Origin of the sequence: uncultured Parasphingorhabdus sp. (assembly GCF_963975555.1) — a bacterium.
Lineage (GTDB): Bacteria > Pseudomonadota > Alphaproteobacteria > Sphingomonadales > Sphingomonadaceae > Parasphingorhabdus.
In genome coordinates this window covers 158,489-185,429 of the sequence record NZ_CAXBHH010000001.1, presented here as the reverse complement: position 1 = coordinate 185,429, position 26,941 = coordinate 158,489, and the positions used below count along the sequence as shown (strand labels likewise).

The window sequence follows — 26,941 nt, the reverse complement described above, 5'->3', positions numbered from 1 at the left end:
CGGATACTTGTGGCAGCCCAACACTGGCCAGAGCATCACATAGGAACGGGGTCTTTAGCGCGATTCGGCAGAAAAGCAAGGATATTAGTGCATTTCCCGATACCATTCTTTTTCCGAACCCAAGCCGCATGGATGCCGACCAGAACAGTTGAGCTCCTGATCAATTATGCCTTGGACTTCTTTGGCTTTTGAACAGTCTTTGGTAGAACCGTTGGATAGGATGATTCCAGGCAACGGAGCTAGCTCCCGGACTATTCTTAAGTTCTTTCGTAGATCGCTGTCAGACAGAGTTTCTCCTAATTCGGAAGCTTCCCACCGCCAACCTATATTTTGATCGGATACGGTTACGAATATCAGGGGGGTGGAGTGGTATCCAGCAGGGCTTGGCTTGTCCCACCCAGGCTTACTCAAATCACAGATTTGCATTCGTTCGAAATTTTGATCACCGCAAGATATCAATAGCCCGCAGGCTATAAAAGTTCCAAAAATGGAGCTTAATGATGGCAAGCAAGCGCCTCCAGCACATCATCGATCCGCGCGTGATCGCCGATCGCCAGAACATGACCGTCTGATTCCGCGTGCAGCGGCTCGCCGTTCCAGTCGCACATCATCCCGCCGGCGCCATCGACTATCGGGGCGAGGGCTGCGAAATCATGGAGCTTCAGGCCTGCTTCGCAGACCACATCGACATGGCCACTGGCGACCAGGCCGTAATTATAGCAATCGCCGCCATAAATGATCTTGCGCGGGGCGACCTTGCTGGCCAGGCTCATGAAATGTTCGGCATCATGTTCGTCAAACTGGTGCGGTGTGGTGGTGGCAAGGACGGCGTCCTTGAGCTCGCGGCACGGCGCAGATTTTGCCGGCTGGCCGTTGAATATGGTCGGGCGGCCGATAACGCCGACCCAGCGTTCTCTTGAAATCGGTTGGTCGATGATCCCGATCAAGGGAAAACCTTCCTGCATCAGCGCGATTAAAGTCCCGAATATCGGGCGACCGGCGATAAAGCTGGTGGTGCCGTCGATCGGATCGAGCACCCATTGGCGCGATGCGCCTTCGTTGCGGGTGCCGTACTCCTCGCCGATAATCCCGTCATCGGGCCGCTCGGCCTCGATGATCGTCCGCATGGCAGCTTCCGCTGCGCGATCCGCTTCGGTTACCGGGGACGAATCCTCCTTGGTTTCCTGGTCAAATTTCGCCCGGAAGAATGGACGGATAGCTTCGCCCGCGGCTTCAGCGAGTTTTTGCGCGAGATCGATGTCTTTTGGAGTCATTGGTCGTCCCTTAATATCAAAAAATGCTTTTGGCGAGCATCAACCAGACAATGACCAGGATAGCCGAAAAGGCCGGTATGCCCAGAGCAAACCAAATCCTGTAAAGCCGATAATATTGTGCTGGTAACACCGTTCCGTCTTGTACGGCGGTCTTTGCCAGATTTCGCAAGCGAATCTGGATCCAGACGACTGGGAGCCAGCACAAGCCAATGAAAACATAAAGGGTTAGTGACCAGACGATCCAAGGGGTCAGAATCGGCCATCCGATCAAATGGGCGAGCCAGAATCCGGTAACCGGTTGGACAACCACAGCCAGCGCGGTGAACAGAAAGTCCGCAATTACAACCGTCTCGGCAACATGGGCCACAAGCTTTGCGTCGCCGGTGCGGTGAGCCATCAACATGAAAAACGCGATACCTGCACCGGTCCCGATCAGAACCGTTGCGCCGATGATATGCAGCCATTGGGCGAAGAGAATAGTGGTGCTCATCTCTTGTCCAATGCAATCAGGCAGGTGATGGACAGGCCCATGGCGGCTAAAGCCTTGATCAACGGCGCTAATGGATCGAGCCATAACTCCGGCGTGAAAAGGGTTCCGCCAAATATATAAGCGAGAGTGATTATAACGGTTCCTGCGAGTGCCAAGCGCGCGGTGCTACGGAACAATAGGCCAAGGCCGAGAATGATGTCGGTCAGTGCCCCGCCGATGACTAGTAATTCTGCTGTCTGGTATGAAAGGGGGGATCGTGCCAACAAGGCAGCAGCTTCATCAACCTTGAGAAGACCCAATATTCCGGACCCCAGCCACAACAGAACAAGCGCAGCGAGAAACAGCGGGAACAGGAGCATCAGTCGCGCGTGGATGCGGTCCTGTTTGCCTGAAGGGAACCCATATAGAGTCTTTTCCAAAGGCATGGCCGGGCGACCAAGCAATTCTTCGGTTTGACGAGGATCGCCGTGCACGCCTCCCGCAAGCGCCTCCATTGCGTTGCTACGCATGGGCGAGCGCCACCCCAGCCAACCCAACCCGTCCGAAATTTTCGATGCCAGCCTCATCAAGCTTTGGGGGATCCGGACATGATGTCGAGCCGGAGCGAAGCTCAGCCATTCTCGATGGTGGGTAATGATGGCGTTCAATGAATGAGGCTTTTCCTCGACCAAATCAAAGGATCCGGATGATTTTTCGGGAACGGCGATTGCGTGCGCCACCGCTTCGACGACCTCAGATAGAGATATTGTTTGTATCTCGCCGAAATCCGCCAGATACGGCGCAAAATAGGGAATCGCCGCTGTCATCCGGATAAGCTCGGTCCCGCCGTAGCTGTTACGGCCGACGACCAATCCCGGGCGCAGGATTGTTGCGTTCAGCGACGAGGCGAGCAAATACTGGTCGGCCTGGGCTTTGCTATGCATGAAATCACTGGAACCCTGATCAACCGCTCCGCAGGCGGAAATCTGGATGAATTGGGAAATGCCAGCTGTTTCGCAAGCTTTGGCTAGTGCGATGATCGCCTTGGCCTGAGTGACGTTCACGTCATCCCTTGGGCCGGACTGCAAAACCCCACTCGCATTGATTACTATATCAAAATTTCGCACAAGGGGTGACCAGCTTTGCGGGTCGCAATATTGACCCAGATCGCCTTGGTGCCAGTCGATTTGCGGAAGAATGGACCGACCATAGGAGATGTTACGCCCAAAGCCTGTGACTTGATATTTTGCGTCTGAAAGCTCACGGGCAATGGCGCTGCCTATAAAACCATATGCCCCCAAAATCAGGATTGATTTTGGGGCTCTATCCATCAAGCCTTCAATCCCACAGACTGCTCACCGAGCTTTCATCCGCGATCCGCCTGATCGCTTCGCCGAGCAGCGGGGCAATCGGAAGAACACGGATTCTATCGGAATCGAGCGCTGATTGCGGCGCCTTTATCGTGTCAGTGATGATTAGCTTGCGCAGCGAAGATGCGTTAACCCGCTCTACCGCTTTGCCGGAGAGAACGCCGTGGGTGATATAGGCAGCGACGTCGGTGGCACCCGCCGCGATCAGCGCATCGGCTGCGTTGCAGAGCGTGCCGGCGCTATCGGCGATATCGTCGATCATGACGCAGAAACGGCCTTTGACGTCGCCGATGATGTTCATGACTTCGGAAACGCCGGCTTGTTCACGGCGCTTGTCGACAATGGCCAGCGGCGCGTTGTCGAGCCGCTTTGCCAATGCCCGGGCGCGAACAACGCCGCCGACATCGGGAGAGACAACCATGATATCCTTGTCGCTATGGCGCTTGATAATATCTTCGCTGATCACCGGCGCGCCAAAGAGATTGTCTGTAGGGATATCGAAGAAACCCTGGATTTGTCCGGCGTGGAGATCGACGGTCAGCACCCGGTCGGCGCCGGCTTCGGTAATCAGGTTCGCGACCAGCTTGGCCGAAATCGGTGTCCGTGGTCCCGGCTTCCGATCCTGTCGTGCGTAGCCGAAATAGGGAATGACTGCAGTGATCCGCTTGGCCGAAGCGCGGCGCAGGGCGTCGATACTGATCAGCAGTTCCATCAGATTGTCATTGGCCGGGTGGCTGGTCGACTGGACGACAAAGACATCCTCGCCGCGGACATTTTCGTGGATTTCTATGAAAATCTCGTCATCGGCAAAGCGCTTGACGCTCGCGTCGGTGAGTGGAATGCCCAGATATTCAGCGATTTCAGTAGCCAGCGGCAAATTGCTGTTGCCCGACATGAGTTTCATAGTAGCGTTCCTTGATCTGGCGGCCCGCAAGAATTTCGAACGGAACCTCATGACAATTTTGCGACCCTGTTAGACAGATGGCGGTCGAATCAAAAGTCCGTATTTGCGTTTATTTCGATTGCTCCGCACTGTGGCCCTTTCTATCAGGGCGCGATGACCGAGAAGCTTATCATCACCATGGCGCAATTGACCCAGAGCGTTGGCGATTTGCGCGGCAATGCCGACGCGATGATCGCGGCGCACGGCGCGCGGCCGGATAGCGACCTGATCGTGTTTCCCGAACTGCAGCTGATCGGTTACCCGCCGGAAGATCTGGTGCTGAAACCATCCTTGTGGGAGCGCGCAGAAGCGGAGCTTAACCGGCTGGCGGCGGCGACCGCTGGGCCGGGACCAGCAATGCTCGTCGGGTCGGTGTTTCGCGAAGATGGCAAGCTGTATAACGGTATCGCGCTGCTCGAAGGCGGGCATATCAGGGATGTCCGTTACAAGGTCGAGTTGCCGAATTACGGCACGTTCGATGAAAAGCGACTATTCGCTTCAGGCCCGTTGCCCGAGCCGATCATGTTCAAGGGCTGCAAAATCGGTCTGCCGATCTGCGAGGATGTCTGGTTTCCGACCGTCTGCAACCATTTGAAATCGCAGGGCGCGGAATTGTTCGTGTCAGTCCACGGCAGCCCGTACGAAATCGAGAAAGACGATATGCGTCTGGGGCAGGTGGCTACCCGGCGGGTGCGGGAGACCGGAATTCCGCTATTGTTCCTGAACCGGGTTGGCGGACAGGACGAAATTGTTTTCGACGGCGCCAGTTTCGTACTGAATGGTGACGCGGCTGTGATGCACCAGCTGCCCGACTGGGACGAGGCGATAGTCGATACCCACTGGTCGCGCGACGGTGGCGCATGGACTTGCGCGCCGGGAGAAATCCACGAACTGGATGACCATCCCGCCGATATTTACAATGCGATGATCGTTGGTCTGCGCGACTATGTGAACCGTAATCGCTTTCCCGGAGTTTTGCTCGGTCTGTCGGGTGGTATCGATAGCGCCTTGTCCGCTGCGGTCGCGGTCGACGCATTGGGCGCGGACCGGGTGTGGAACGTGATGATGCCATCGCGGTTCACGTCGCAGGAAAGCCTCGACGATGCCAAGGGTTGTGCCGATATGCTGGGCACGAGGCTGGACACGATACCGATCGGCCCGGCTGTCGAAGGCTTTGATGCCATGCTCGAGGACAGTTTTGCCGACAGCAATGTCGATATTACCGAGGAGAATATCCAGTCGCGGATTCGCGGCGTGACGCTGATGGCGCTCTCGAACAAATTTGGTCATATGCTGCTGACCACCGGTAACAAGAGCGAGATGAGCGTTGGCTATGCCACCATCTATGGCGATATGGCGGGCGGCTATTCGGTATTGAAAGACGCCTATAAGCTGACCGTTTTCAAACTCTCGTCATGGCGCAACCGCAACAAGTCGAGCCTGGGCCTGGGTCCTGACGGACCGGTGATGCCGGAAACGGTGATCACCAAGCCGCCAAGCGCCGAATTGCGCGAGGATCAGAAAGACAGCGACAGCCTGCCGGATTACGAGATTCTCGATCCGTTGTTGCACGGCCTGATCGAGGAAGAATTGTCGGTCAACGATCTGGTCGGACGGGGTTTCGACCGGGAAACAGTGGTGCGGATAGAGCGGCTGCTCTATATCGCCGAATATAAACGCCGACAGGCCCCGCCGGGCGTCAAGCTTGGCACCAGAAATTTCGGCCGCGACCGGCGCTATCCGATAACCAACGCATTTAGGACCGTATGACCATAAAAACCCGCTTTGCTCCGTCTCCCACGGGCCACCTTCATGTCGGCAATATCCGCACTGCGCTCCACAACTGGATGTTCGCGAAGAAAGAGGGTGGCACATTTCTGCTGCGGCTCGATGATACCGATGCCGAGCGGTCGAAGGAAGAATATGTCGAAGCGATCCGGGCCGATCTGGCATGGCTCGGGCTGACATCCGATGAAGAGCAAAGGCAGTCGGCGCGTTTTGACCGTTATGGGGAACATCTTGCGAAGCTGAAGGCGGATGGACGGGTCTATCCTGCCTATGAGACGGCGCAGGAACTCGACCTCAAGCGCAAGATCCAGCTCGGTCGCGGAAAGCCGCCGATCTATGATCGCGCGGCGCTCGACCTGACCGCAGAGCAGGTTGCTGCCTATGAAGCGGAAGGGCGTAAGCCGCATTGGCGCTTCAAGCTGGATCACGAAACGCCGATCACCTGGACCGACCTGATAAGAGGCGACCAGAATTTCGATCCGGCACTGCTGTCCGATCCCGTCATCCTGCGCGAAGACGGCAGCTGGCTCTATATGCTGCCCTCGGCAATCGACGATATTGAGATGGCAATCACCCATGTTGTGCGCGGCGAGGACCATGTTGCCAATACTGCGGTGCAGGTCCAGATGTTCCACGCGCTGGGCGCAAAGCCGCCGGAATTTGCCCATGAAGCATTGCTGGTCGGCACCGAGGGCAAGCTGTCCAAGCGGCTGGGTTCCCTGGGAGTCAGCAGCTTTCGCGAGAAGAATATCGAACCACAGGCGATTGTTGCCTTGCTGGCCCGCATCGGAACCAGTGATCCGGTCGAACCGATTGCCGATGTGCAGCAGCTGATCGCCAGTTTCGACTTTGCCCGTTTCGGCCGCGCACCAGCGCGGTTTGACGACGAAGAACTGGCCCAGCTCAACCAGAAGATCGTGCACCTGCTGGATTATGCGGATGTCAAAGGCCGCTTGCCCGAAGCAATGACCGCCGAGGCTTGGGCTGTCATCCGTCCGAACCTGCACGATATGGGCGATGTCGACCAATGGTGGCAGGTGGTAACGGGACCGATATCCTTGCCCGAATTCTCGCCGGAAGACCGGGAGTTTCTGTCGATCGCCCATGATAAAATGGAAGATTTGGAAGCATCTTTTGACATATGGAAAGACCTTACCGGAGCGCTCAAGGGAGCGACGGGTCGCAAGGGCAAACCATTATTCATGCCCCTGCGTCAGGCGCTGACCGGACTCGATCATGGTCCGGATATGAACGCCTTGCTGCCCTTGATCGGTCATGAGGGCGCGCTTGCCAGACTGGCCAAAGCCGCCACCTAACTAGTTTTATAATAAGGATTTTCTTCCCTCGCAGACACTTGTTTGCAAAATCTAATGTAATGGTATATCATAACTATTGACGATGGGGTCAGATAGTCAAACAGGCACAGGCCGCTTCGCCATTTCTTAGGATGGTTGAGAGGATAGGATCATGAGCTATGTTTCCGTTTACGAGAACAAAACGCCCCGTTCGAAAGGCGCGGCTATGGCGGTTGCCGTTCACGCGCTGATCATTGCCGGCGCGATGGCGATGCCTGAAATAGTGGCACCGGAGAAATTCGAGGGGACGATCTTCGCCTTTCCGGTGAAGGTTCAGACGCCACCCGAGCCGGTTATCGAGGACAAGAAGCCCGAGGTCGAAATAGCGAGTCCGACAAGGCAAACGCTGCCTGAACGGCCGATCAATATCGATGTTCCTGATCCGTTTGTTCCGGTCAACAATTACGGCGATGTCGAAATCAAAGCCGGGTTGGGCGGGCTTGGCGACGCCATTCGCATCGATCCGATAAAAATTGCGCCGGATCCGGTGATCGTCGGGGCCAGTCTGAACAGGCGCTATGCTGGCGATTTCCAGCCTGCTTATCCTGTCGGTCAATTGCGCCGCGAACGGGAAGGTATAGTCAGTGTCCGGGTGCTGGTCGGCACCGATGGCCGGGTGAAAGACATCCAGCTGATCGAATCACCGCATGAGGATTTCTGGACCGCAACGCGCAAACAGGCACTGGGAAAATGGCGTTTCACCGCTGCGACCCAAGACGGAAAGCCGATTGAAAGCTGGATGACGTTGAAAGTCCGCTTTGAAATCAACGGTTGATTGCCGGACCGGATGGCCGGTCCCACTTTTCCCGGCTCAATTTTTCGGGAAGGGCTGGTCATCCGGCTGCGGCCGCACTATTTGGAGCGAATGGGCCTGTTGAAAGATGTATCAGTAACCGGCGGCTTTGGCGACCTGATCGCCGTTTTTCGCCAGAGTGAACCGGGGGAGCGTCTGCTCCCGGCGGCGTTGGCGATTGCCTGTACGTCGCTCATTCTCTTCCTTTTCTGGCTCGATCCCCAGGTAAATACGTACACTTATGTACCGCAGGAGGTCATTTATGTCGAAAACTGGACGACTGACCGCACCGATGAGGAAATCCTGAAAGACCGCTGGGAAATCCAGTGTCTGAAGGACGAACTGGAAGCCAAGCGGGTGGAAGCGGTGAAATCGCTGGGACGGATGTCCGGCATGGATGTTGATGAAATCGAACGCGAAGCGATCGCGGCCCGTCTGGCGCGTGGTGAAGTTGAGGTGGAACGTCCCGCCGGTCTGCAATGCTAGATCCCATTGGTGATGCACAATATATGGCAGTGGCGCTGGCTCTGTCGGAGCGTGGCCGTGGCCGTACCGGTGCCAATCCCAATGTCGGCTGCGTCATCGTCAAACATGGCATAATCATAGGCCGCGGCTGGACCCAGCCTAGCGGTCGGCCGCATGCAGAGGAAATGGCGCTGGCTCAGGCTGGTGCCGCCGCCAAAGGCGCGGATATATATGTCACCATGGAGCCCTGTGCCCATGAAAGCAGCCGGGGGCCGACCTGCAGCAATTCGATCATCGACGCCAAACCCAAAAGAGTGATTGTCGCGACGCTTGATGCGGATGAACGGACACGGCGCAGAGGCATTGACCGGCTGGGTGATGCAGGCATTCCTGTTTCAGTCGGCATCCGCGAGCCAAAAGCGCGCCGCGCAATGGCCGGTTTTCTCTGCCGTCTTGAAAATGCCCGGCCGTTTGTCACCCTCAAACTGGCGATGTCGCTGGATGGCTGCATCGCGATGGCCGACGGGTCGAGCCAGTGGATCACCGGCGACCGGGCGCGGGCGCACGCCCATCTCGAGCGCGCACGCAGCGATGCCATTTTGGTCGGAGCCGGAACGGCAAGAACCGACAAGCCGGGGCTGGATGTCCGGCTTGAGGGCATGACTGATCGCTCGCCGCAACCAGTCCTGCTCGGCAATGATCCGGATATGCCGGCGCATTGGCTGCAGATTTCCGAACCGGCGGCGATAGCGGATCTCGCCGATATCAACTGGCTGCTCGTCGAGGGCGGCTCCAAAACCGCGACATCTTTCCTGCAAGCCGGTCTGGTAGACCGGCTGTTGTTCTATCGCGCGCCGATCATCATCGGCGGCGGCTTACCCGGCATTGGTGATATCGGGCTGGAAAAGCTCGGCGACGCCCACGGTCAGTGGCGGCGTAGCGAACAGCGCCAACTGGGGCAGGATATGCTTGAGATATATGACCGCGCAGCCTAGGTTCCGCTCGGTTTACGGCAAATATAGGCATAGAAAATAGGATCGCCCATGTTCACAGGCATTGTTTCAGATATCGGCATGATTTCGTCGCTCGACCAGCGCGGCGACCTGCACATGCAAATCCAGTGCGGCTATGACATGGCCAGCGTCGATATGGGCGCGTCCATTGCCTGCTCCGGCGTCTGCCTGACGGTGGTTGAAAAAGGCCCCGACTGGTTCGCGGTTGATGTCTCGGGCGAGACTCTTTCGTGTACGGCCCAGGGATTGTTTACCGTCGGAGGGCGGCTCAATCTGGAACGGGCGCTGAAGGTCGGCGATGAACTGGGCGGTCATATCGTCACCGGCCATGTCGATGGTGTTGGCGAAGTGGTTTCCAGCAAGATTGCCGGTGATTCGAGAGAGGTTGTCATCCGGGTGTCAAAAGACCTGGCACCGTTCATTGCGGCCAAGGGGTCAATCACGGTCGATGGAGTTTCGCTCACCGTGAACGCGGTCACCGATGACGAAGCCGGCGCGCTGTTCACCCTCAACGTCATTCCGCATACCGCTCAGATGACCACATTGGGCGATCTCGACAGCGGTCGCCCGGTCAATCTGGAGATTGACATATTGGCGCGTTATCTGGCGCGGATGGAAAAGGTCCGTTCGACAGCCTGACCCGGGGGCAGGCGACCCGTCAGTCCCTCAGAACGGCAACCATTTCTGTGTCTTGCTGAACTTCATATAGCCGATATTCGCGCCAAGCCTTAGGCCGGCTCCGAGCCGTACCGGAATCAGCACCTTGTCGCCGCTTCGCAAATAGCTGACGTGGAAGCCGCCGATGAAATAGGCCGCGCCTTCGCCAGCCGGGAAGCGCTGGTATAATTCTTCGCTATCATAGAGATTATAGACCAGCACGAAGGTATTGGCTGCGTTGCCGCCGAAATCAAAACCGATCGAAGGTCCGGTCCAGTAGACCGGGCGCTCGCCTTCTACCTTGTGGTAGAGTTTGCCCGAACCGTAGCGCAGGCCGACAACAAAAGCGCCGCTGGCTTCGCGTCCGGCGATATAGGCATTGGGACGGCCCTGCTTTTTCAGAATGTCTTCGATGACTTCAGCGAGGCCTTTCGCGCCCTTGCCGAATACGCCTTCCGCTGCGCCGATCAGATCATCGTCCTGATATGTATCGCTGTCGTCGGCGGGCACATTCGCTGCGCCGTTTGTCTGGGCCGCGCTTGTGGACGGATCATAAGGCGCAACAATATCCGCATTGATATCGCTGTCGAGTGCAGGATCGTCGACCATGCTCGGTCCCAAACTATCGGACGAAAAATTTCCGTCATAGTCGGGCGTCGCCAGATCGGCATCGATCGCATCATTCGGATCGATATTTTGCACCTGGGCGAATGCCGGCGACAGATTAGGTGCAGTGGCAAGGGCCAAAACAGCAAATAGCCCCAAAAATTTCTTCATGCACAACGGTAACATGGGTAAACTCCTTCCCAATACCAGCCAGTCACGGCCCTCGGCTGTTGCACATGACCACGCAATGAACGGACGACGAAATGAGTCGATTCTGCGGCGGTTCGAGTCTCCTGGTTAAAACCGCACGGATTACCGCCTTTTTTGATCCGTTTTCACAAGGACCACTTTACCCGTTGCAGCGAAGGCTGTGCATGGTTATAGCGCCTCCTCTAGCCAAGCTGCGTGGACACGTGGGTGAGCGGCTGAAACCACCTCCCTGCTAAGGAGGCAAGGGCCTCACGGTCCTTCGAGGGTTCGAATCCCTCCGTGTCCTCCATTTTTCTATTGAATCTTAACCGCCTCACGCATTCTGTCCTATTTGCCAGTCTGCCCGTCTCGCGATTTTTCCAAAAATCCGACCGGCCTTGATTCCATTCTGAATATTTTTCTGCTGGCGTCGTTGTAGCTCAATAGCCCTCCGGGGCCAGGGTTCAAAAATATCCTGTGCCACCTCGAGTTAAAACGGGCCGATAAGGACAGAGTTTTGAAACCGCTTCAGTTTCCCGAGCATTGTCAATTTACCGCGCTGGCATGAAACTGAAAACTTGATCATTATCTGGAATTTCTCTAGCAGCCGCTGTCAATCTCTCGCCTGTTATGGATAAAGCGGGCAGCAAAGATGCGGATCGGTTAAATGCCCAAAAAGAAAAATAACTATGTAAGTCGGTTTAGCCATGACTGGCAATTTTGGCTATTGTGCGGGTTTCTCGTAGCCGTTTTTCTAGTCGGAGGTAGCTCACGTGCTGACGTTTCTTCGCTAATTCTTCTAAGGCCTTTGGCTATAGTGGTCTGCGCAATTGCCCTGATTGGGTTGCGATGGGATGATGTCAAATCGCACAGTTTTCTGTTTGCAATTGCGTTCGCTATTTTGCTCGTACCCGTCATTCATCTGATCCCGCTGCCACCATCGATTTGGCAACATCTGCCGGGACGTGATCTGGTGGTTGAAATTGATAAAATCACTAATCTGCAAAATCAATGGAGGCCAATTTCACTCGTACCGACAGAAACCTGGAACGCTTTTTACGCGTTGTTCATTCCCTTAGCGGTCTTTCTTTTGGCGGTGCAGCTTGATGCAAAGCATAGATTTAAGCTTTTGCCGTTGTTGATCACGATCGGATTGGTTAGCGGTCTTTGGGGGATTATTCAGATAATCGGCAATCCGCACGGACCGGCATATTTATACCGGACAACGAATAGTGGTTCGGCGGTCGGCTTGTTCGCGAACCGCAATCATCAGGCAGTATTCCTCGCAATGCTCTTTCCCATGCTGTCTCTGTATGCCAGTACAGGAATTAAGGGTGAAGCGCAGATGAAGTTTCAGACTGGTGTAGCGCTCTCCATTGGCGCGCTGCTTATTCCTTTAACGTTGATTACCGGATCAAGGGCCGGTCTTGCCGCAGGAATTATAGGAATGCTGTGCGCGGCGTTGCTTTATCGTAAGCCGAAACTAAACACACCAGTCAAGCGCAAGGTGCAAAAATTCAAATGGCAGTATGCCGTGGGCGCTTTTGTTGTTTTATGTTTGACGGCGCTTACTGTACTAATGTCGCAGGCGCAGGCCTTGCAGCGTCTCGCCCAGTCGGACCAGTCAGAAGAGCTGCGCTTTAAAACCTGGGGCTTGATTGCCAGCAAGGCATGGGAATATTTTCCTGCCGGTTCGGGTATCGGTTCTTTTGTCGAAGTGTATAAAATATTTGAACCCGCTGCATTGCTCAGGAGCAGCTATTTCAACCATGCGCACAACGATTGGCTGGAACTTTATCTGACTGGCGGACTTCTGGCTTTGGTTGTTCTTATCATCATAATTGTCGCCTTTACACGCTGTGTGAAACTTTCACTCAGCGAGAAATTGACGTCGGGTCGACGGGTCGCATTCAGTCGGTTGGGTGCTGTTGTGATACTGATTTTTGCCTTGGCGAGTCTGGTCGATTATCCACTACGAGTTCCGTCTTTGGCATGCGTTCTGGTGATTGCAGCGCTGTGGCTCGGCGATATTACCAAGCCAGCGCGGCAAACCGTCAGTAGCTTCTAACATGTTCTTTTTTCTAACTTTACCCCGTTATAGAATTTGGCCAAAACATAAAATCTTGAGGCTATCCTTGACTGTAACTATAATAATCTCAAGAGGTCTGGCATTGGCGTAAATATTGTCAATAACCCAATCACGCGCCGGCATTTTGAAAATTCCAAACAGGTCGTTGTTTCCGAGTACCATTCTTAAATTTTGCGCTGTAAAAAAAATGAACGTACACAATCGCTTTGTGATATCGAGATTAAACTTATGTTGAAGAGTGCCCCTGAAATGGCTGATATAGTCGATGACCATGATGAAAGTCGGGAGGACAGTATCGCGCCGCCAATATTGTTACAATATTGGGAAGCTGCGAGGCGCTGGAAGTGGGTACTTGCAGGAATTATAATTGCAGCATTGGTCATGGGGCTAATTCTCACTTTGCTGGCGACCCCTAAATATACGGCCACTTCACGGATAGAGATAAGCCGTGAAGACAAGAAGGTCACAAATGTGCAAGGGGTGGAATCGACCGACGCCAGCGGTAACTTGGAGTTTTACCAGACCCAATATGCTCTGCTCGAAGCCCGCTCTCTTGCAGAGAGGGTATCACGGCAACTGAGATTGGCGTCGGACGACGATTTTTTTGCTAAGCATGGGGTAAATCCCGATGATGAACTGGGGCTTTTCACCCGGAAGGCAGAGTCGCTGAGCGCTGAAGATCGCGCAAAGCGCGAGGCCAAGGTTGTAGAGATATTACAAGATAATATCAGCATCACGCCGGTTCGAGGTTCTGCGCTTATTGATATTAGCTATACAAGCGCTGGCAGCGGTCTTTCCGCCCGTATCGCAAACGCTTGGACACAGCAGTTTATCGAAACCAGTATGGATCGTCGCTTTGCATCGACTGTCGACGCCCGTAACTTTCTCGAAACGCGTTTAGCAGAGCTGCGCATCCGGCTTGAAAAATCGGAACGCGATTCGGTTGGCTATGCTTCCAGAAAGGGCATTATCAATTTAGGCGGCTCAGAAGACGGATCGCAACGCGACGGAACGCTTGTTTCAGCCGATCTACAGGCGCTGAATACTGCTTTATCGGAGGCTATTGCCGACAGGGTCAAGGCAGAAAGCAAGGCAAGTGTAGGCGGTGAACGTGGAGCTACAACCGAAGCGCTCAACAACCTCGCAATTGGCCAATTGCGTCAAAAGCGTGCGGAGGCAGCTGCTCAATATGCTAAGCTGTCTGTGCAGTTTGAGCCGGGTTACCCAACACTCAAGGCGCTCGCTGAGGAAATCAAGGTACTAGATGCCAATATTACGCGAGAAGAAAATCGCGTGACTAGTAGCCGTAGTGCTGAATATCGTGAAGCAGTCCGGCGCGAAAATAAACTACGCGCTAAAGTAGAATCCATAAAAGACCGACGTGACCTGGAGCAGCGGGATAGCATCCAGTATAATATCTATCTGCGTGAAGCTGATACAAACCGTCAATTATATGATGCCCTATTGCAGCGGTTCAAGGAAATCGGAATCGCGGGAGTCGGCACCAACAATATTGCAATCGTAGACGCCGCCCAGCCGCCTGAAAAACCGTCATCACCAAAAATGCTTGTCAATATGGCGCTTGCCCTTCTCGGCGGGTTGGGCCTAGCTGCGGCCACAGTTTTTGCTCTGGAACAAGTCGACGAAGGGCTGCGAGATCCTGGTCAGGTTGGCCGGATATTCAAATTACCGCTTTTGGGCAGCGTGCCGGATGTCGGAGACGAAGACGTATTGCAACAGCTCAAAGATCCGAAGTCCGCATTGTCGGAAGCCTATCTCAGCATACGTTCGAACCTCGCCTTTTCAACTGACCATGGGGTCCCGCGGTCACTTATGGTGACGAGTACACGTCCTGCTGAAGGAAAAAGTACCACAAGTCTGGCCATCGCCACTATGCTTGGTAGAACCGGGAAGAAAGTGCTGTTGCTGGATGCCGATATGCGTTCTCCTTCCATGCACGTATTCCTGAGCTCTTCAAATGAGGGAGGGGTTAGCAATTATCTGGCTGGCGAAGATGGCTGGCAGCAATTAGTGAAGCACACTGAAATAAAGGGCCTCGACTTGATGCCTGCGGGTCCCATGCCGCCAAGTGCTGCTGAATTGCTCAGTAGTGATCGCATGTCTAACCTAATGACGCAATTGTTAGAAAAATATGACCATATCGTTATCGACTCACCTCCGATATTGGGTCTCGCGGATGCCCCTCTTCTTTGTCGTACCGTGGAAGGATGTATCTTTGTGGCCGAAGCTGAGGGTGTCGCAATACGTGGCATAAAAGCTTCGCTCGGTCGATTGCAGTCGGTTCAGGCTCATATTTTCGGCTTTGTGCTTACCAAACTCGAGCACCGTCAGGCTGGTTATGGTTATGGCTATGGATACGGCTATGGCTATGGGCAGCCGGAAGAAGCAAAGGGATAAATTGAAATGCGTTGGCTGCGCTATGTAGTAATTGCTATTCCTGCTTTGTGGCTTGCTTACGCTTCGGCGAGCTATGCGCTCACGCGACTGGTGCCGGGTCCGGATTATACCGTCGGAGCATTTGGCAGTGGGTTTGCGCCAATGATTTACGCAGACCGTCAATTACCAACCACATTGGATGATATCGATGCGTCGAAACTTTTGAAGACTGCCCGACGGTCACTCGAAAGCGAACCGCTGAACCCGCGGGCGGTTAGAGCATTCGCATTGAATGCTAGGAGCCAAAAGAACACCGAAAGTCTTTTGCGTTACGCCGACCTGTCGCAACGGCTATCGCGACGGGATGTACTCAATCAACTCTTGCTAATTGATGGAAAAGCGAAGGATCCGGGCACCAAAATAGAAGATATTCTGGTGCATTATGATAATATTCTACGCGTCGCCCCCAGGCTGACTGAGCAGCTATATCCAGCATTGGTAGGGGTAATGGCCAATCAACAAGCGTTCGATGGAATTGCGGCATATGTGATAAAGAAAAGGCCTTGGGCAGAAAGCTTGATGTTTGAAGCCTTGCCTACGGAATACGGACCGAACGCTGTTGTCGAGATTTTAAAGCTCGCGAACAAGGGAAAAAAAATTGATCCCTCTGACCGGTTAAGCAAGACATTGTTCGACCGGCTATATGCTCAAGGTGATTATTCGACTGCAAAGTCTCTGTTTCTCCGAATGAAAGATGTAGAGCCAGAATGGTTGTCTTCGACGAAATTCGTCTCTGCCAGATGGCAAGATAAATATGGGCCGCTGGTATGGCAATTCAGCAATGATGCGAACAGCGGCGCCGATCTGGTGCCGGGGCGTGATGCTGGTAATCCGGCCATCGAGGTTTTTGCATTAAGTGGCGTTCGTGGGACACCTTTACGCCGGTTACTGTTCCTAAAGCCGGGCAACTATAAGTTCACGCAGGAATATGAAGTGTTTCAATCCGGCATGAATGCTGATGCCGGTTGGACCCTGGTCTGCGTCGGAAAAGCGTTTGAATCAGGGCAAGCGAACGAACTCATGTCCGTATCCACCGACGTCGGCAATACTCAAAAGAAAATGACACATGCTTCCGACGTAAAAATAACCTGTCCGGTTCAACATTTGAGATTCTCGGTTGCGGGCGGCGATGGTCAATCTGGTTTAACCATGCGCTTGTCAGAAGCGAACTTCACGGAATCCTGACGCGCTTTTTGGTCGGAATTGGCGCTTGTGTCTGATCAATTAACGTAGGCAGAATCTTAAAATATTTCAGTCTATTTGATCAGGTGCCGTATAGTAAAATCGAGTCCGCACTGAGAATTGTGCGACCCGAACCATCGGTGATAATGCAGAACCGCTGCCACCGTTTTCTCGATGGCTTGCATCGTAAAGCCTTATCGCAACTGGAGGCGGTGAACGAAATGCGCAAGATTGGCGAACGGAAGCCCCAGGTTCAGCCCACGAACGATGAAGATGGGATTCTCGATCACAACGGGACAACAAGACGAAGACTGTTTTATGGAATTGCCGGCACGATGGTACCTGTGTTCACTCAAGCGAATACAGGCAATCGTGTCGCCGCCCCGATCGCCTATAACAGCGTCGAGGATTTAAAATCGGCGAGTGTGGCGCTGAAAACCGCGACGCTCGTCCAAGATGGGCAACGCGCTGAATATTGCGTCACTTCCGCTGATGAAAGCGCCAACCCACTGGCGATAGCATCCGATACCGCAGGCTATTATTGGGTGCCTCTAGGAGCCGATGTTATCGGCTTTAAACAAACGGGTGATGAAGCAACACCACATTCTATAGAATCTAGGATGCAGAAAGTATTTCTGGCTACGGATCATGGTGCGGTTGGAGATGGTAGTGATGAGTATAAAAAGATTGCTAGCACCCTGAGGGAGCTTGACACTCAAGATGGTGGAATTTTGATATTCCCCATGACTGCGTCTGGAGGCGTTTTCGGATTGAGGGAAACGCTACAAATTCCCGAAAATGTGACGGTTAGCTTTCAAGGTGGCTGTGCCAAAATACTGGGAACAACTACTTATGATGCGGCGTTTATCGGTGTCCCGGGGGCAAAAAATATCAGAGTGGAAAATCCGCAAATCGATTGCAACGATATTCCCGGTGCCTGCGGCATCATTATGCGCAGGGATAACCCGCAATTTATTGTCGTCGGCGGCGTCATTCGAAACTGTGCCCATGACAAAATCCGAAAAGGCGGGCGCGCGATCAATATCGAAGCTGGTGTTAATACGACGACTTACGGTTCTCGCAATGCTGTCGTCTTGGGAACCGTTGCTCGTGATTGCTATGAAGCAATTTCGGTCTCGGGTGGATCACCATATCAGAGAGAAAGCAACATCCGCGTGGATATGGTCGCAGAAAATTGCGAAAGCGCGATAAGTGGGTTCGGTAACGCCGATGGCTATCCACACGGTCCCAGAGATATGGGCGGCCACATAACTATGACAGCCCGCAACTGCGGCAAGGCGCAAACCTACGATCGAGAACACGGGGTAATAAACTGCGACAGGGCAGCAAATCTCAAAATAGACATTCAAGTCATGAATGATGCGGACTACGGCGCAGTAGGCTCTCTGTTCCGTGGGGATGCTTCCAACGTCGTTCTCAATGCACAAATGACCGGCGATATCTCACGAGCCCTATGTGACTTTGCCAGCTATCAGGAAGCGGATGCGATTGATGAGGATGCTACATGGACTGCTTCAAGCAAGAGATTAAGCTCATTGGACAGCTCTTTCACTATTAAGCACACCGGCACCGCAGCCGATCTGGTCAACCTACCCATATTTGCTGAAAACTTTCTAATCAACTGCCAGTTCTACCTTTATACTGACGTGGTCCGCACCATAAAGCCGATCAATGCACAGATGGCAAACAAGTCGACATGCTGGCTATTCGTGCAAAATAAAAATTCAAATGCCATAGTCCAGGGTCACGCCAGCAACATTGGTTCGACGTTGACGTTTGCCGATGTGGCGAATCTTCGGTGGGACGCCGACCCTGGTTCGTTAAAGGCGCGACTTGTATTCCAGGGAGCCACAGGATCTATATTGGATAGTTATAACATATCTGGCTTGAAAAAAAACGGCCCTGGAGATTTTTCGGTTAATCTGACCGTCCCTGCGCCCAACAATCATTACACAGTCCATGTGAGTGCAACGCCAGAGTCGACCTCAACTTTTCAGAACGATATCGTTGTCGGGAAGGTTAGGGCTGAATTTCAAATTGGTACATTCAGCGGTGGAGTTGCCATAGACAAGGACACGACCGAAGTATCTGTTTTCTGGTGACCAGGAACCGAGGAGCGTTGGAAGTAAACTGGTTAACTCTTGGAATATACGCGAGCGCAACAGCGAGCATATCGGCCTCTCAATTCTGAAGGCTGAGCCGTATCAGAATTGTTCTGCGTATCGACATCTTGCGCCCGTCGTTTTTTCCCAAACTGGAGGAATCAGGAGGGTTGAATTTCGGACGCGCTCGAAACTCCGGCTTGCTCAAGAGGCAGGTATTTTGACCTTGAAACGGCCAAAAATTCAGACTAGTGACATGCCCCATAATCCATGAAATGGCTGCTTGCGCTATAACATTTGCGTCTCTTGAGTGAGGGCAATTCAAATAACTCTAGAGATAACGGGTGATCGGCTAAAAATGAGTGATGCTAATAAGAGAAAAGGTATCGTCCTGGCGGGTGGTTCGGGAACAAGATTATATCCATCGACGCAGGTGATTTCCAAACAGCTTCTTCCAGTCTATGATAAGCCAATGATATATTACTCGCTGACTACATTGATGTTAGCGGATATTAAAGAAATTCTTATTATTTCAACGCCAGAAAGTATTGATCAGTATAAAGCATTATTAGGATCGGGCGAGCAGTTCGGGATATCGCTACAATATATGATTCAAGAAAAGCCAAATGGATTGGCTGAGGCCTTTTTACTTGGTGAAGATTTTGTTGGTGACGATCCATCGGCTCTCATTCTCGGGGATAATATCTTCTACGGGAATGATCTTCAGACTTATTTGACCACTTCTAGCCGCAGGTATGACGAAGCGACTGTTTTCTCTTGCCGTGTCAACGACCCGGAGCGCTATGGGGTTGTTGAAGTTGACGAAATGGGGCGTGCGATTTCCCTTGAAGAGAAGCCCGCTGTTCCAAAATCCAACCTCTGTGTCACAGGTCTCTACTTTTACCCTCCAGGTGTTGCGGAGTATGCCAAACAAGTGGAATATTCGCATCGTGGCGAGTTGGAGATCACCGATCTGAATCGGCTCTATATGGCAGAGTCGCGTTTGAATGTTGAGGTGCTGGGCAGAGGATTTGCTTGGTTTGATACGGGAACGCACCAATCTCTCTTGGATGCCGCTCAGTTCATCGCAACGATTGAGCAACGCCAGGGTCTGAAGGTGGCTTGTCCGGAGGAAATCGCTTTCCGTAAACATTGGATCGACCACGCAAGGCTGCTGGCGGCGACCGAGCGTTATGCCAAGTCCCAATATGGCGATTATCTGAAGCTACTTAGCGACGGTGTCGTTTGATGATTGTGGAAGATACGCCGCTTGAAGGCGTCAAAATAGTCACTGCGACAGTCCATGAAGATGACAGGGGTCATTTTTTCGTAAGTTATAATGACGCCGAAATGGCAAAGCATGTCGGAACTCCGCCTTTTGTGCAGGATAATATCTCATTTTCAAAACGGGGTGTATTGCGGGGGCTGCACTATCAGACGGTACACCCCCAGGGGAAGCTGGTGCGCGCTATATCCGGAGAGATTTTCGACGTCGCCGTTGATATTCGGGTGAATTCGCCGACGCGAGGGCAGTATGTAGGCGTCGTTTTGTCGGCAAGCAATAAGCTAGCCCTGTGGGTGCCGCCCGGATTTGCGCACGGGTTTCTGACCATTTCGGATTCGGCGGAAGTCTTGTATAAGGTAACAGATTATTGGGACCCGGCTTCCGAGCGCACCCTCAGATATGATGATCCGTCGGTCGCGGTGAACTGGCCAGAGCTTGCGAGCTCTGACTTGATACTGTCGCCAAAAGACGCAGATGGGTTGTATTTTGAAGATGCGATCCAAGAGCTCAAAGATTTGGGAGTTTAGCCAAAATGACGATAGCTGTCGGTACGAATGTCAATTTCAATAATGAAGGCCCACTGGTCGTAATCGGCGGCGTCAATGTGCTTGAAACCTACGATATTTCTGCGCGCGTTTGCGAAGCATTTGAACAAAGCTGCAACGAGCTTGATATCGGTTATGTTTTCAAGGGAAGCTTCGACAAGGCTAATCGATCCGCGCATGATTCCTTTCGTGGTTTCGGGATCGACGAGGGTCTCAATATTCTATCGAAGATCAAAAGTGAATTTGGCGTGCCTGTGATCACGGACGTTCATGAAAGTGCGCAGGTACAGCCCGTCGCTGAAATCGCTGACATCCTTCAGTTGCCTGCTTTTCTAGCACGTCAGACTGACCTGGTGAAAGTGCTTGCCGGCGCGGGCCGGCCGGTTAATGTGAAGAAACCCCAGTTTATAAGCCCCAGTCAAATGAAGCATATTGTCGATAAGTTTTCGGCTTTTGGTTGCGACGATGTCATTGTGAGCGAGCGCGGTAGTTGCTTCGGATATGATAATCTGGTCGTGGATATGCTCGGTTTCGGGGTGATGAAGAAGCAATCTCCGCAAGTGCCTCTGGTTTTTGATGTTACCCATGCGCTGCAGATGCGTGATCCTAATGCAGCAGCATCTGGTGGGCGCCGTGACCAGATATTCGAATTGGCCCGCGCTGGTGTGTCCGTGGGCCTGGCCGGCGCTTTCATTGAAGCTCACCCGGATCCGGATAATGCAAAATGTGACGGGCCGAGTGCCATTAACCTCGAGACTATCCCTGTCCTTCTCAAGCAGATTAAGGCGATTGATGATATTGTTAAAAACGCTCGTTAAGGGTCGTTGATTTGCTCCGCCGATTACAAATTTGGCCCTATCGCCAGAGACTGAAATCGCTAGAGGTTGTGTTTGTTGACGTTGACGGGGTGCTCACAGACGGGTCCCTTTTTTATGGTGCGCACGGGGAGGAGATCAAACGATTTCATGTCCGTGACGGAGCAGGAATGAAGATGCTCCAGGCAGCTGGTGTACATGTCATCATGATCTCGGGCAAAGATAGCGTTGCGCTACGGTCGCGCGCAAAAGATCTGGCAATCGAGCGCAGTGAATTCGGCGTCGCCGACAAGGAGGAGGCCTGTACAAGGATCATACAGGCTCTCGGTACGCATTCAGACCGCTGTGCTTTTGTCGGTGATGACACTATAGATCTTGGCGGATTTCGCGCATGCGGCCTTGCCCTTACCGTTGCCGATGCACCGAGTTATATTAAACGACAGGCTGATTTGGTGCTTAAACAACCGGGAGGTGGAGGCGCATTCAGGGAGCTGTCCGATTTGATATTGCTCGTCAAAGGTCTGTCCGCAGTATATCAAACGCATAAAGGTTATCTCGAACAGATAGATAATATGGGACAATGATGATTTCAGAAAAAAGTGTAAAACCTATCGAGTTTCAAGACATTCTGAAACTGGGAACCCAGACGATTGATGACGAAATAGCTGCCCTCGCAACAATGCGGTCGCGTATGGGCGATAGCTTTTCGGAAGCTGTCGATACGATTATTCGATCTGAAGGGCGGATCGTAGTGGTCGGGATGGGCAAATCCGGCATTATCGGAAAGAAGTTGGCGGCAACCTTTGCCTCCACGGGAACGCCGTCCTTCTTTGTGCATCCCGGGGAGGCATTCCACGGTGATTTGGGAATGATTCAGCCTGCTGATGTAGCGCTGCTCATTTCCAATTCAGGTGAAACCGAAGAAATTCTCCGGATACTTCCGTTTTTCGCTCACCAGGAAAACAAAGTAATCAGTCTTACCGGTAAGCCCCAGTCAACTCTTGCGGAACATTCCGATGTCGTTCTTGATGTCGGTGTCGAGCGGGAAGCTTGTCCTAATGATTTGGCGCCTACCAGCTCGACCACATGCACATTGGTCATGGGTGATGCTCTGGCGGTAGCGCTGACCACCATCCGTAATTTCCAGCCTCATGACTTTGCAAAATTTCATCCAGGCGGTCTGCTCGGGCGTCGTTTGCTATCCCGTGTGAAGGATGTGATGATCAAGGAGCCCCTTCCCTTTGTCGCAAAGCACAATGGCGTTTTGGATGTCATCAACACGATGACAAAATCCCGTTTGGGCGTTGCACTGGTCATCGAAAACGACCAGTTGGTCGGTATCATCACGGACGGTGACTTGAGACGTGCTATTGAAACGAGCGGATTTTCAGCTTCCGTGGTTGCTTCGGATATTATGAATCAAGACCCTCAGACTATCATGTCCGATGAAATGCTGGTCGCTGCTGAAGATCGCATGCGGGAAAGCAGAATTGGTTGTCTGGTTGTGGTCGATGATGCCAAGTCTGTCGTTGGTGTACTCCAGATTTTTGATTGAGAGAATAAGATGATCAACCTTTTTGAACCTAATCTAGGTCAGCCCGAATTGGCAATGCTGGAAGAAGTGGCGGCTACGAAATGGCTTGGTAGAGGCAGCTATGTCACCCGGTTTGAAGAACTATTTTCTGACTTTCAGAAAGTCGGCCGCGATCAAGTCCACACGATAGCATGTTGTACCGACGCCATTTTCGGCGTTCTTGATATATTGGGAATCGGCGGGGATGATGAAGTTATCGTTCCGTCGATTTCCTTTCCCGCGATCGGTAGTGGTGTGGTCAAGTCCGGTGCTAGGCTTGTCGTCGTTGATTCCTGTGCGGAGACCGGCAACGTCGACCTCAAGGCTTTGTCGGAAGCGCTGACCAAGAAAACGAAGGCGGTATTCATAACCCATTATGCCGGCATTCCTGTTGATATTCAGCGTATCCGGAAAATGGTTGGCGATGATATTTTTATTCTGGAAGATGCAGCCTGCGCTTTGGGTTCTTTTAAAAATGGCCGGGCTGTAGGTACCGAAGGCGACTTTGGCTGCTGGTCTTTTGACGCGATGAAGTTGCTGACTTGTGGTGAAGGCGGCGGTCTTTATTTTTCAAACCCCGAGCATGTCATGCAAGCCAAGGAATATTTTTACCTCGGGCTGCCTGCTCAGTCCAAGAGCGGTATTGATCGTCAGGGGACGGACGATCGCTGGTGGGAATATCAGCTGACAATGCCCGGCCGGAGGTCGGTTTTCACAAACGTCAATGCAGCTCTCGGAATTCCACAGTTCAACACTCTGGACGCTGCGCTGGAGAAACGTGTTTCTATCAGGGAGCGCTATGTTGCCTGTTTGGACAGCGTCGGGGCCAAATATGTCGAGCAATCTGAAGAAGGGGTTACCTATTCCAATTACTTCTTCACCGTTTTGACGCCTGATCGAGACAAGCTCGCAGGCCATCTCAAGGAGCATGATATCTATTCGACGTTTCGTTACTATCCCCTACATCTGATCGGCATTTTCGACCAATATTCGCGCGAATGTCCCGGGGCGTACCAATTTAGCGAAACGGCACTCAACATTCCCATCCATCAGAACCTGTCCGACGACGAGGTGAGCCAGATATGCGAGGCTTTGGTGGAGTTTTTTCGGTGAGAATGCCTCCACTTGATTCCCGCATATTCTGGGGGGTCAGACATTTGTTTTACAAGATGATAACGGGGCGGTTAACGGGGGTCGGGTATATAGGGCGCCCGATTTTCTTTATCGGACGCCGCAAGTTTTATGCTGGAAATGGTTTGGGTCTTTTCCCCGGTGCGCGGATTGAAATTACAGACGGCACTTTGGAATTTGGCAACAATGTCAGAATCGGGCATAATCTGTTTATCAGTTGTGCCTCTTCGCTCAAAGTCGGGAGCAATGTGACAATGTCTGCAGGTGTCTTTATCAGCACGACTGAAAATAAAGTACAGAATGACAAGTTAACCCCGTTTTCCGAATGGCCCATCTTTGAAATGCCTGTTGAAATAGGCGATAATTGTTTCATCGGATATGGAGCGGCAATTTTGCCGGGCACGCGGCTCGGGAAAGGTTGCATTGTCGGGGCTAACGCCGTTGTTCGCGGTGAGCATCCTGACGGGACGATAATTGCGCCAGCTAAATCGGAACCCATAGGAATACGAAGTTGGACGTAATTTTTTTCGGCCACGACATTACTTACAGTCGGCTGGCTCGGGCGCTCGCAGACGAATTGCCTCCGGAATTCAGGCTGGTCTTCTACTGTAATAAACCAGGTCTTGCCTGGTTCGCCCGCAGGATATTGGGACTACCGACGATAAGGGCGGGCAGCGGACGCTTGTCAAGCCGACATAAGCCGGTTGATAAGCCGCCGTTTGAACTGGATTTGCGGTTCTATTCTCCGGCGCCGGACATGGTCCCCTATTGGAATTCTGTCGCCCAATGGCATCATGCCAAGGCGTCCGCAGCGCTGCGAGACACAAAGCCGGCTATTTTCGTATCTCCGGGAGAATATCGCGTTACCGAGCAAGCCTTTCAAGCGATTGCCGAAAAACAATATCCCGAGACACCAATCATATTTTTTGAAGCCGGGCCGGGGCCGTATGTTTATCTCGACTCTCGGGGGGTGAACGCAAACGCGTCTTTTGCCCATGGTATGAGTGCACCTCGTGACGAGAAGATGATTGCGACGAGAAATACTGGCAATCAAGACCATAGCGCGGTCAACGGACATGCCTTTGCGTCAAAAATGGCAAAAATTATCGACGTCGCGTGGGTACTGGCGATTGAAGCCATTTCTTCTGTGAACGAATTCTCCGAATATCGCGCCGCGATTGGGAACCGGATTAGAATACAGCTCAATAAATGGCGTCCCAAAAAACCTGAGATAGATTCTGAGACACGAATTTCAGACAATTACCTGCTGTTCGTTGACCAAGTCGGGACCGACGTTAATGCCACTCATTTCGGCTGTTCCGAAAGTATAATTGTCGGTCAAATATCTGAGCTTATGGATGAGAATCCCGACTGGAGGCTTGTCTGGCGCCCTCATCCGCTTGAGCGAAGGGAAGATTGTTTTAAACAGATATCGGATCGCTTCCCCGGCCGAGTTTTTCTTTCAAGCACCAGTTCATATAGTGAGGAGCTAAAGGGGGCTATGGCGGTATTAACGGTAAACTCCAACGGCGGGCTGGATGCATTGTTGGTTGGTCTACCGGTGCTGCTTTTTGGCGCGAGCTATTACCAGCGGTTGCTTGGCGTGACGCGATCGCCGAAAGAGCTGTCTGAAATGATATTATCCAGTGATCTCTCGTGCTCCGACATCTCGAATGCGGCAGAACGGTTTATTAGTGACAGCTTTATACCTCTCGACTACCGAGGACAAAATTTCGCAAACACCGGTGCTTTGGCGTCTAGCTTGCTAGCCCATATCAGGCATCCAGGAGGCTTAGATTGATTGCTTTGGATATTAACAAGGTTGCAGTGATAGGCCCAAGCTTTTTCGGCTATGTCCAGGCTGTGGCCCAGAATATTTCTTCGCGAGGATATGACGCGCAATATTTTGACGAGCGCCATTCAAATTCGATTTTCTCCAAAATATTCTATCGCCTCGGTATGAACTATTTAATTCGGCGAAACCGCAAAAATTACCTCGATGCCATCCGGCATCAGATTCTGTCAGAAGGATTTGGAACTGTATTGCTCGTCGACGTTGAAGTCATTGACAGGCAGTTCGTGGAATCCCTGACGGCGCAGGGTTTGAATGTTCACCTATATATGTGGGATAGCGCTAAGAATAAGCCAGGTTTTGTCGATATGATTGGATCGGTCAATTCGGCGGCTAGTTTCGAGCCGGTTGATTGCGAAGAACTGGGAATGCAATATATTCCGTTGTTTGCAGAAGATCTTTTTTCTTTTGATAGATCGGAAAGCGGGCGAGTTCAGAACAATATCGGTTTCAACGGGACAATGCACTCGCTGCGGGCCAAGCAGCTAGCCACGCTTGAGGGCCTTATCGGTAACGAGTATAGAATATCCAAACTCTTATACTATCATTCTATTTTACTGTACTGCATCAAGTGCCTCTCGAACCCGATTGGCTGGAGATATATTTCGGAGATATCGACGCAGCCGTTCTCCAAAGCCCAGATTGCTGAGCTTTACCGGCAATCTGCCTATGTTCTCGATATCCATCATCCTGGTCAATCCGGGCTTACTTCTCGCACATTTGAAGCGCTGCGATCTGGTGCTATTCTCATAACGTTCAATCAAAGTGTGAAGTCGCTCCCGCCATCGTTGGCCGCTCGTTGTGTCTATATTGAAGATATATCGGACGTTTCGAAGGTTTTGAAAACCATAAAAGCTGAAGCGAAACTAAGTGAGAGTGATGACCACTTTTTGTCGCTTGAACGGTTTGTCAGCGATATCCTGGACTTGATGTCGCTACCCCAGAAGAGACTCAACTAGGATATTTG

The 26,941-nt window shown here is 52.5% G+C and carries 24 protein-coding genes and 1 tRNA gene; 20 read left to right on the top strand and 5 right to left on the bottom strand.

The features are described 5' to 3' along the window. Window positions 1–494: 494 nt before the first annotated feature. From hisN to AAC060_RS00870, 4 genes are read right to left on the bottom strand one after another with little or no spacing between them, the layout of a single operon-like run. The gene (gene hisN / locus AAC060_RS00885) at window positions 495–1,274 is read right to left on the bottom strand and encodes a histidinol-phosphatase (RefSeq protein WP_339821792.1); all 780 of its coding nucleotides are present in this window, start codon (window positions 1,272–1,274) and stop codon (window positions 495–497) included. Between the two features lie 16 nt (window positions 1,275–1,290). Beyond that, on the bottom strand, window positions 1,291–1,764 hold the full coding sequence (locus tag AAC060_RS00880; RefSeq protein WP_339821789.1) for a DUF2269 domain-containing protein: 474 nt from the start codon (window positions 1,762–1,764) through the stop codon (window positions 1,291–1,293). Beyond that, window positions 1,761–3,074, bottom strand: coding sequence for an SDR family oxidoreductase (locus tag AAC060_RS00875; protein WP_339823758.1), 1,314 nt, complete (start codon window positions 3,072–3,074; stop codon window positions 1,761–1,763). The genes AAC060_RS00880 and AAC060_RS00875 overlap by 4 nt, the downstream gene beginning before the upstream one ends. Window positions 3,075–3,081: 7 nt before the next feature. Continuing rightward, window positions 3,082–4,017: a ribose-phosphate pyrophosphokinase gene (locus AAC060_RS00870; protein ID WP_339821786.1), complete on the bottom strand. Its 936-nt coding sequence runs from the start codon at window positions 4,015–4,017 to the stop codon at window positions 3,082–3,084. Window positions 4,018–4,170: 153 nt separating this feature from the next. Here AAC060_RS00870 and AAC060_RS00865 point away from each other — a divergent pair, with 153 nt between their 5' ends. From AAC060_RS00865 to AAC060_RS00840, 6 genes are all read left to right on the top strand, one after another. Further along, entirely contained in the window at window positions 4,171–5,826 is a 1,656-nt protein-coding gene (locus AAC060_RS00865; RefSeq protein WP_339821784.1) for an NAD+ synthase, read from the top strand. Further along, entirely contained in the window at window positions 5,823–7,160 is a 1,338-nt protein-coding gene (gene gltX, locus AAC060_RS00860) for a glutamate--tRNA ligase (protein WP_339821781.1), read from the top strand. The genes AAC060_RS00865 and gltX overlap by 4 nt, the downstream gene beginning before the upstream one ends. A gap of 151 nt (window positions 7,161–7,311) precedes the next feature. Beyond that, a complete protein-coding gene (locus tag AAC060_RS00855; protein ID WP_339821779.1) occupies window positions 7,312–7,974 on the top strand; it encodes a TonB family protein in 663 nt (220 codons plus the stop codon). 99 nt (window positions 7,975–8,073) lie between these two features. Continuing rightward, complete coding sequence (locus AAC060_RS00850) at window positions 8,074–8,478, top strand: hypothetical protein (protein ID WP_339821777.1); 405 nt, start codon at window positions 8,074–8,076, stop codon at window positions 8,476–8,478. After that, window positions 8,472–9,452 carry a bifunctional diaminohydroxyphosphoribosylaminopyrimidine deaminase/5-amino-6-(5-phosphoribosylamino)uracil reductase RibD gene (gene ribD, locus AAC060_RS00845; protein ID WP_339821774.1) on the top strand — a complete coding sequence of 327 codons (981 nt, stop codon included), beginning with the start codon at window positions 8,472–8,474 and terminating at the stop codon, window positions 9,450–9,452. Before AAC060_RS00850 ends, ribD begins: the two co-directional genes overlap by 7 nt. A 48-nt stretch (window positions 9,453–9,500) precedes the next feature. Beyond that, complete coding sequence (locus AAC060_RS00840) at window positions 9,501–10,109, top strand: riboflavin synthase (protein WP_339821771.1); 609 nt, start codon at window positions 9,501–9,503, stop codon at window positions 10,107–10,109. A gap of 27 nt (window positions 10,110–10,136) precedes the next feature. Here AAC060_RS00840 and AAC060_RS00835 read toward each other — a convergent pair whose 3' ends face one another. After that, entirely contained in the window at window positions 10,137–10,904 is a 768-nt protein-coding gene (locus AAC060_RS00835) for a DUF1134 domain-containing protein (RefSeq protein ID WP_339823755.1), read from the bottom strand. 236 nt (window positions 10,905–11,140) lie between these two features. On the opposite strand from AAC060_RS00835, the gene AAC060_RS00830 reads away from it, so the two are divergent. The 14 genes from AAC060_RS00830 (at window position 11,141) to AAC060_RS00765 (ending at window position 26,933) form a co-directional block, all read left to right on the top strand. Continuing rightward, a tRNA-Ser gene (locus tag AAC060_RS00830) sits at window positions 11,141–11,232 on the top strand. A gap of 357 nt (window positions 11,233–11,589) precedes the next feature. Beyond that, window positions 11,590–12,990 carry an O-antigen ligase family protein gene (locus AAC060_RS00825; protein ID WP_339821768.1) on the top strand — a complete coding sequence of 467 codons (1,401 nt, stop codon included), beginning with the start codon at window positions 11,590–11,592 and terminating at the stop codon, window positions 12,988–12,990. A gap of 270 nt (window positions 12,991–13,260) precedes the next feature. Beyond that, the gene (locus tag AAC060_RS00820) at window positions 13,261–15,429 is read left to right on the top strand and encodes a polysaccharide biosynthesis tyrosine autokinase (RefSeq protein WP_339821765.1); all 2,169 of its coding nucleotides are present in this window, start codon (window positions 13,261–13,263) and stop codon (window positions 15,427–15,429) included. 6 nt (window positions 15,430–15,435) lie between these two features. Then, entirely contained in the window at window positions 15,436–16,653 is a 1,218-nt protein-coding gene (locus AAC060_RS00815) for a hypothetical protein (RefSeq protein ID WP_339821763.1), read from the top strand. 143 nt (window positions 16,654–16,796) lie between these two features. Beyond that, window positions 16,797–18,773 (top strand): hypothetical protein, encoded by a 1,977-nt coding sequence (locus AAC060_RS00810; RefSeq protein ID WP_339821760.1) that lies wholly within the window; start codon window positions 16,797–16,799, stop codon window positions 18,771–18,773. Between the two features lie 358 nt (window positions 18,774–19,131). Further along, entirely contained in the window at window positions 19,132–20,022 is an 891-nt protein-coding gene (gene rfbA / locus AAC060_RS00805) for a glucose-1-phosphate thymidylyltransferase RfbA (protein ID WP_339821759.1), read from the top strand. Then, window positions 20,022–20,585 (top strand): dTDP-4-dehydrorhamnose 3,5-epimerase, encoded by a 564-nt coding sequence (rfbC, locus tag AAC060_RS00800; RefSeq protein WP_339821757.1) that lies wholly within the window; start codon window positions 20,022–20,024, stop codon window positions 20,583–20,585. The genes rfbA and rfbC overlap by 1 nt, the downstream gene beginning before the upstream one ends. Before the next feature lie 5 nt (window positions 20,586–20,590). Beyond that, window positions 20,591–21,421 carry a 3-deoxy-8-phosphooctulonate synthase gene (kdsA, locus tag AAC060_RS00795; RefSeq protein WP_339821754.1) on the top strand — a complete coding sequence of 277 codons (831 nt, stop codon included), beginning with the start codon at window positions 20,591–20,593 and terminating at the stop codon, window positions 21,419–21,421. Between the two features lie 68 nt (window positions 21,422–21,489). Beyond that, the gene (locus tag AAC060_RS00790; protein ID WP_339823753.1) at window positions 21,490–22,002 is read left to right on the top strand and encodes an HAD hydrolase family protein; all 513 of its coding nucleotides are present in this window, start codon (window positions 21,490–21,492) and stop codon (window positions 22,000–22,002) included. Next, complete coding sequence (locus AAC060_RS00785) at window positions 21,999–22,973, top strand: KpsF/GutQ family sugar-phosphate isomerase (RefSeq protein WP_339821752.1); 975 nt, start codon at window positions 21,999–22,001, stop codon at window positions 22,971–22,973. The genes AAC060_RS00790 and AAC060_RS00785 overlap by 4 nt, the downstream gene beginning before the upstream one ends. Before the next feature lie 9 nt (window positions 22,974–22,982). After that, a complete protein-coding gene (locus tag AAC060_RS00780; RefSeq protein ID WP_339821751.1) occupies window positions 22,983–24,104 on the top strand; it encodes a DegT/DnrJ/EryC1/StrS aminotransferase family protein in 1,122 nt (373 codons plus the stop codon). A 44-nt stretch (window positions 24,105–24,148) separates the two neighbouring features. Next, complete coding sequence (locus AAC060_RS00775) at window positions 24,149–24,643, top strand: acyltransferase (protein ID WP_339821747.1); 495 nt, start codon at window positions 24,149–24,151, stop codon at window positions 24,641–24,643. Beyond that, on the top strand, window positions 24,634–25,923 hold the full coding sequence (locus AAC060_RS00770) for a hypothetical protein (RefSeq protein ID WP_339821745.1): 1,290 nt from the start codon (window positions 24,634–24,636) through the stop codon (window positions 25,921–25,923). Before AAC060_RS00775 ends, AAC060_RS00770 begins: the two co-directional genes overlap by 10 nt. Next, entirely contained in the window at window positions 25,920–26,933 is a 1,014-nt protein-coding gene (locus tag AAC060_RS00765; RefSeq protein WP_339821743.1) for a hypothetical protein, read from the top strand. Before AAC060_RS00770 ends, AAC060_RS00765 begins: the two co-directional genes overlap by 4 nt. Window positions 26,934–26,941 lie beyond the last annotated feature (8 nt).

Coding starts and splice junctions, on each gene's coding strand:
- hisN (WP_339821792.1), bottom strand. CDS start 1,274: ATGACTCCAAAAGACATCGATCTCGCGCAAAAACTCGCTGAAGCCGCG.
- AAC060_RS00880 (WP_339821789.1), bottom strand. CDS start 1,764: ATGAGCACCACTATTCTCTTCGCCCAATGGCTGCATATCATCGGCGCA.
- AAC060_RS00875 (WP_339823758.1), bottom strand. CDS start 3,074: ATGGATAGAGCCCCAAAATCAATCCTGATTTTGGGGGCATATGGTTTT.
- AAC060_RS00870 (WP_339821786.1), bottom strand. CDS start 4,017: ATGAAACTCATGTCGGGCAACAGCAATTTGCCGCTGGCTACTGAAATC.
- AAC060_RS00865 (WP_339821784.1), top strand. CDS start 4,171: ATGACCGAGAAGCTTATCATCACCATGGCGCAATTGACCCAGAGCGTT.
- gltX (WP_339821781.1), top strand. CDS start 5,823: ATGACCATAAAAACCCGCTTTGCTCCGTCTCCCACGGGCCACCTTCAT.
- AAC060_RS00855 (WP_339821779.1), top strand. CDS start 7,312: ATGAGCTATGTTTCCGTTTACGAGAACAAAACGCCCCGTTCGAAAGGC.
- ribD (WP_339821774.1), top strand. CDS start 8,472: ATGCTAGATCCCATTGGTGATGCACAATATATGGCAGTGGCGCTGGCT.
- AAC060_RS00840 (WP_339821771.1), top strand. CDS start 9,501: ATGTTCACAGGCATTGTTTCAGATATCGGCATGATTTCGTCGCTCGAC.
- AAC060_RS00835 (WP_339823755.1), bottom strand. CDS start 10,904: ATGAAGAAATTTTTGGGGCTATTTGCTGTTTTGGCCCTTGCCACTGCA.
- AAC060_RS00825 (WP_339821768.1), top strand. CDS start 11,590: ATGCCCAAAAAGAAAAATAACTATGTAAGTCGGTTTAGCCATGACTGG.
- AAC060_RS00820 (WP_339821765.1), top strand. CDS start 13,261: ATGGCTGATATAGTCGATGACCATGATGAAAGTCGGGAGGACAGTATC.
- AAC060_RS00815 (WP_339821763.1), top strand. CDS start 15,436: ATGCGTTGGCTGCGCTATGTAGTAATTGCTATTCCTGCTTTGTGGCTT.
- AAC060_RS00810 (WP_339821760.1), top strand. CDS start 16,797: ATGCAGAACCGCTGCCACCGTTTTCTCGATGGCTTGCATCGTAAAGCC.
- rfbA (WP_339821759.1), top strand. CDS start 19,132: ATGAGTGATGCTAATAAGAGAAAAGGTATCGTCCTGGCGGGTGGTTCG.
- rfbC (WP_339821757.1), top strand. CDS start 20,022: ATGATTGTGGAAGATACGCCGCTTGAAGGCGTCAAAATAGTCACTGCG.
- kdsA (WP_339821754.1), top strand. CDS start 20,591: ATGACGATAGCTGTCGGTACGAATGTCAATTTCAATAATGAAGGCCCA.
- AAC060_RS00785 (WP_339821752.1), top strand. CDS start 21,999: ATGATGATTTCAGAAAAAAGTGTAAAACCTATCGAGTTTCAAGACATT.
- AAC060_RS00780 (WP_339821751.1), top strand. CDS start 22,983: ATGATCAACCTTTTTGAACCTAATCTAGGTCAGCCCGAATTGGCAATG.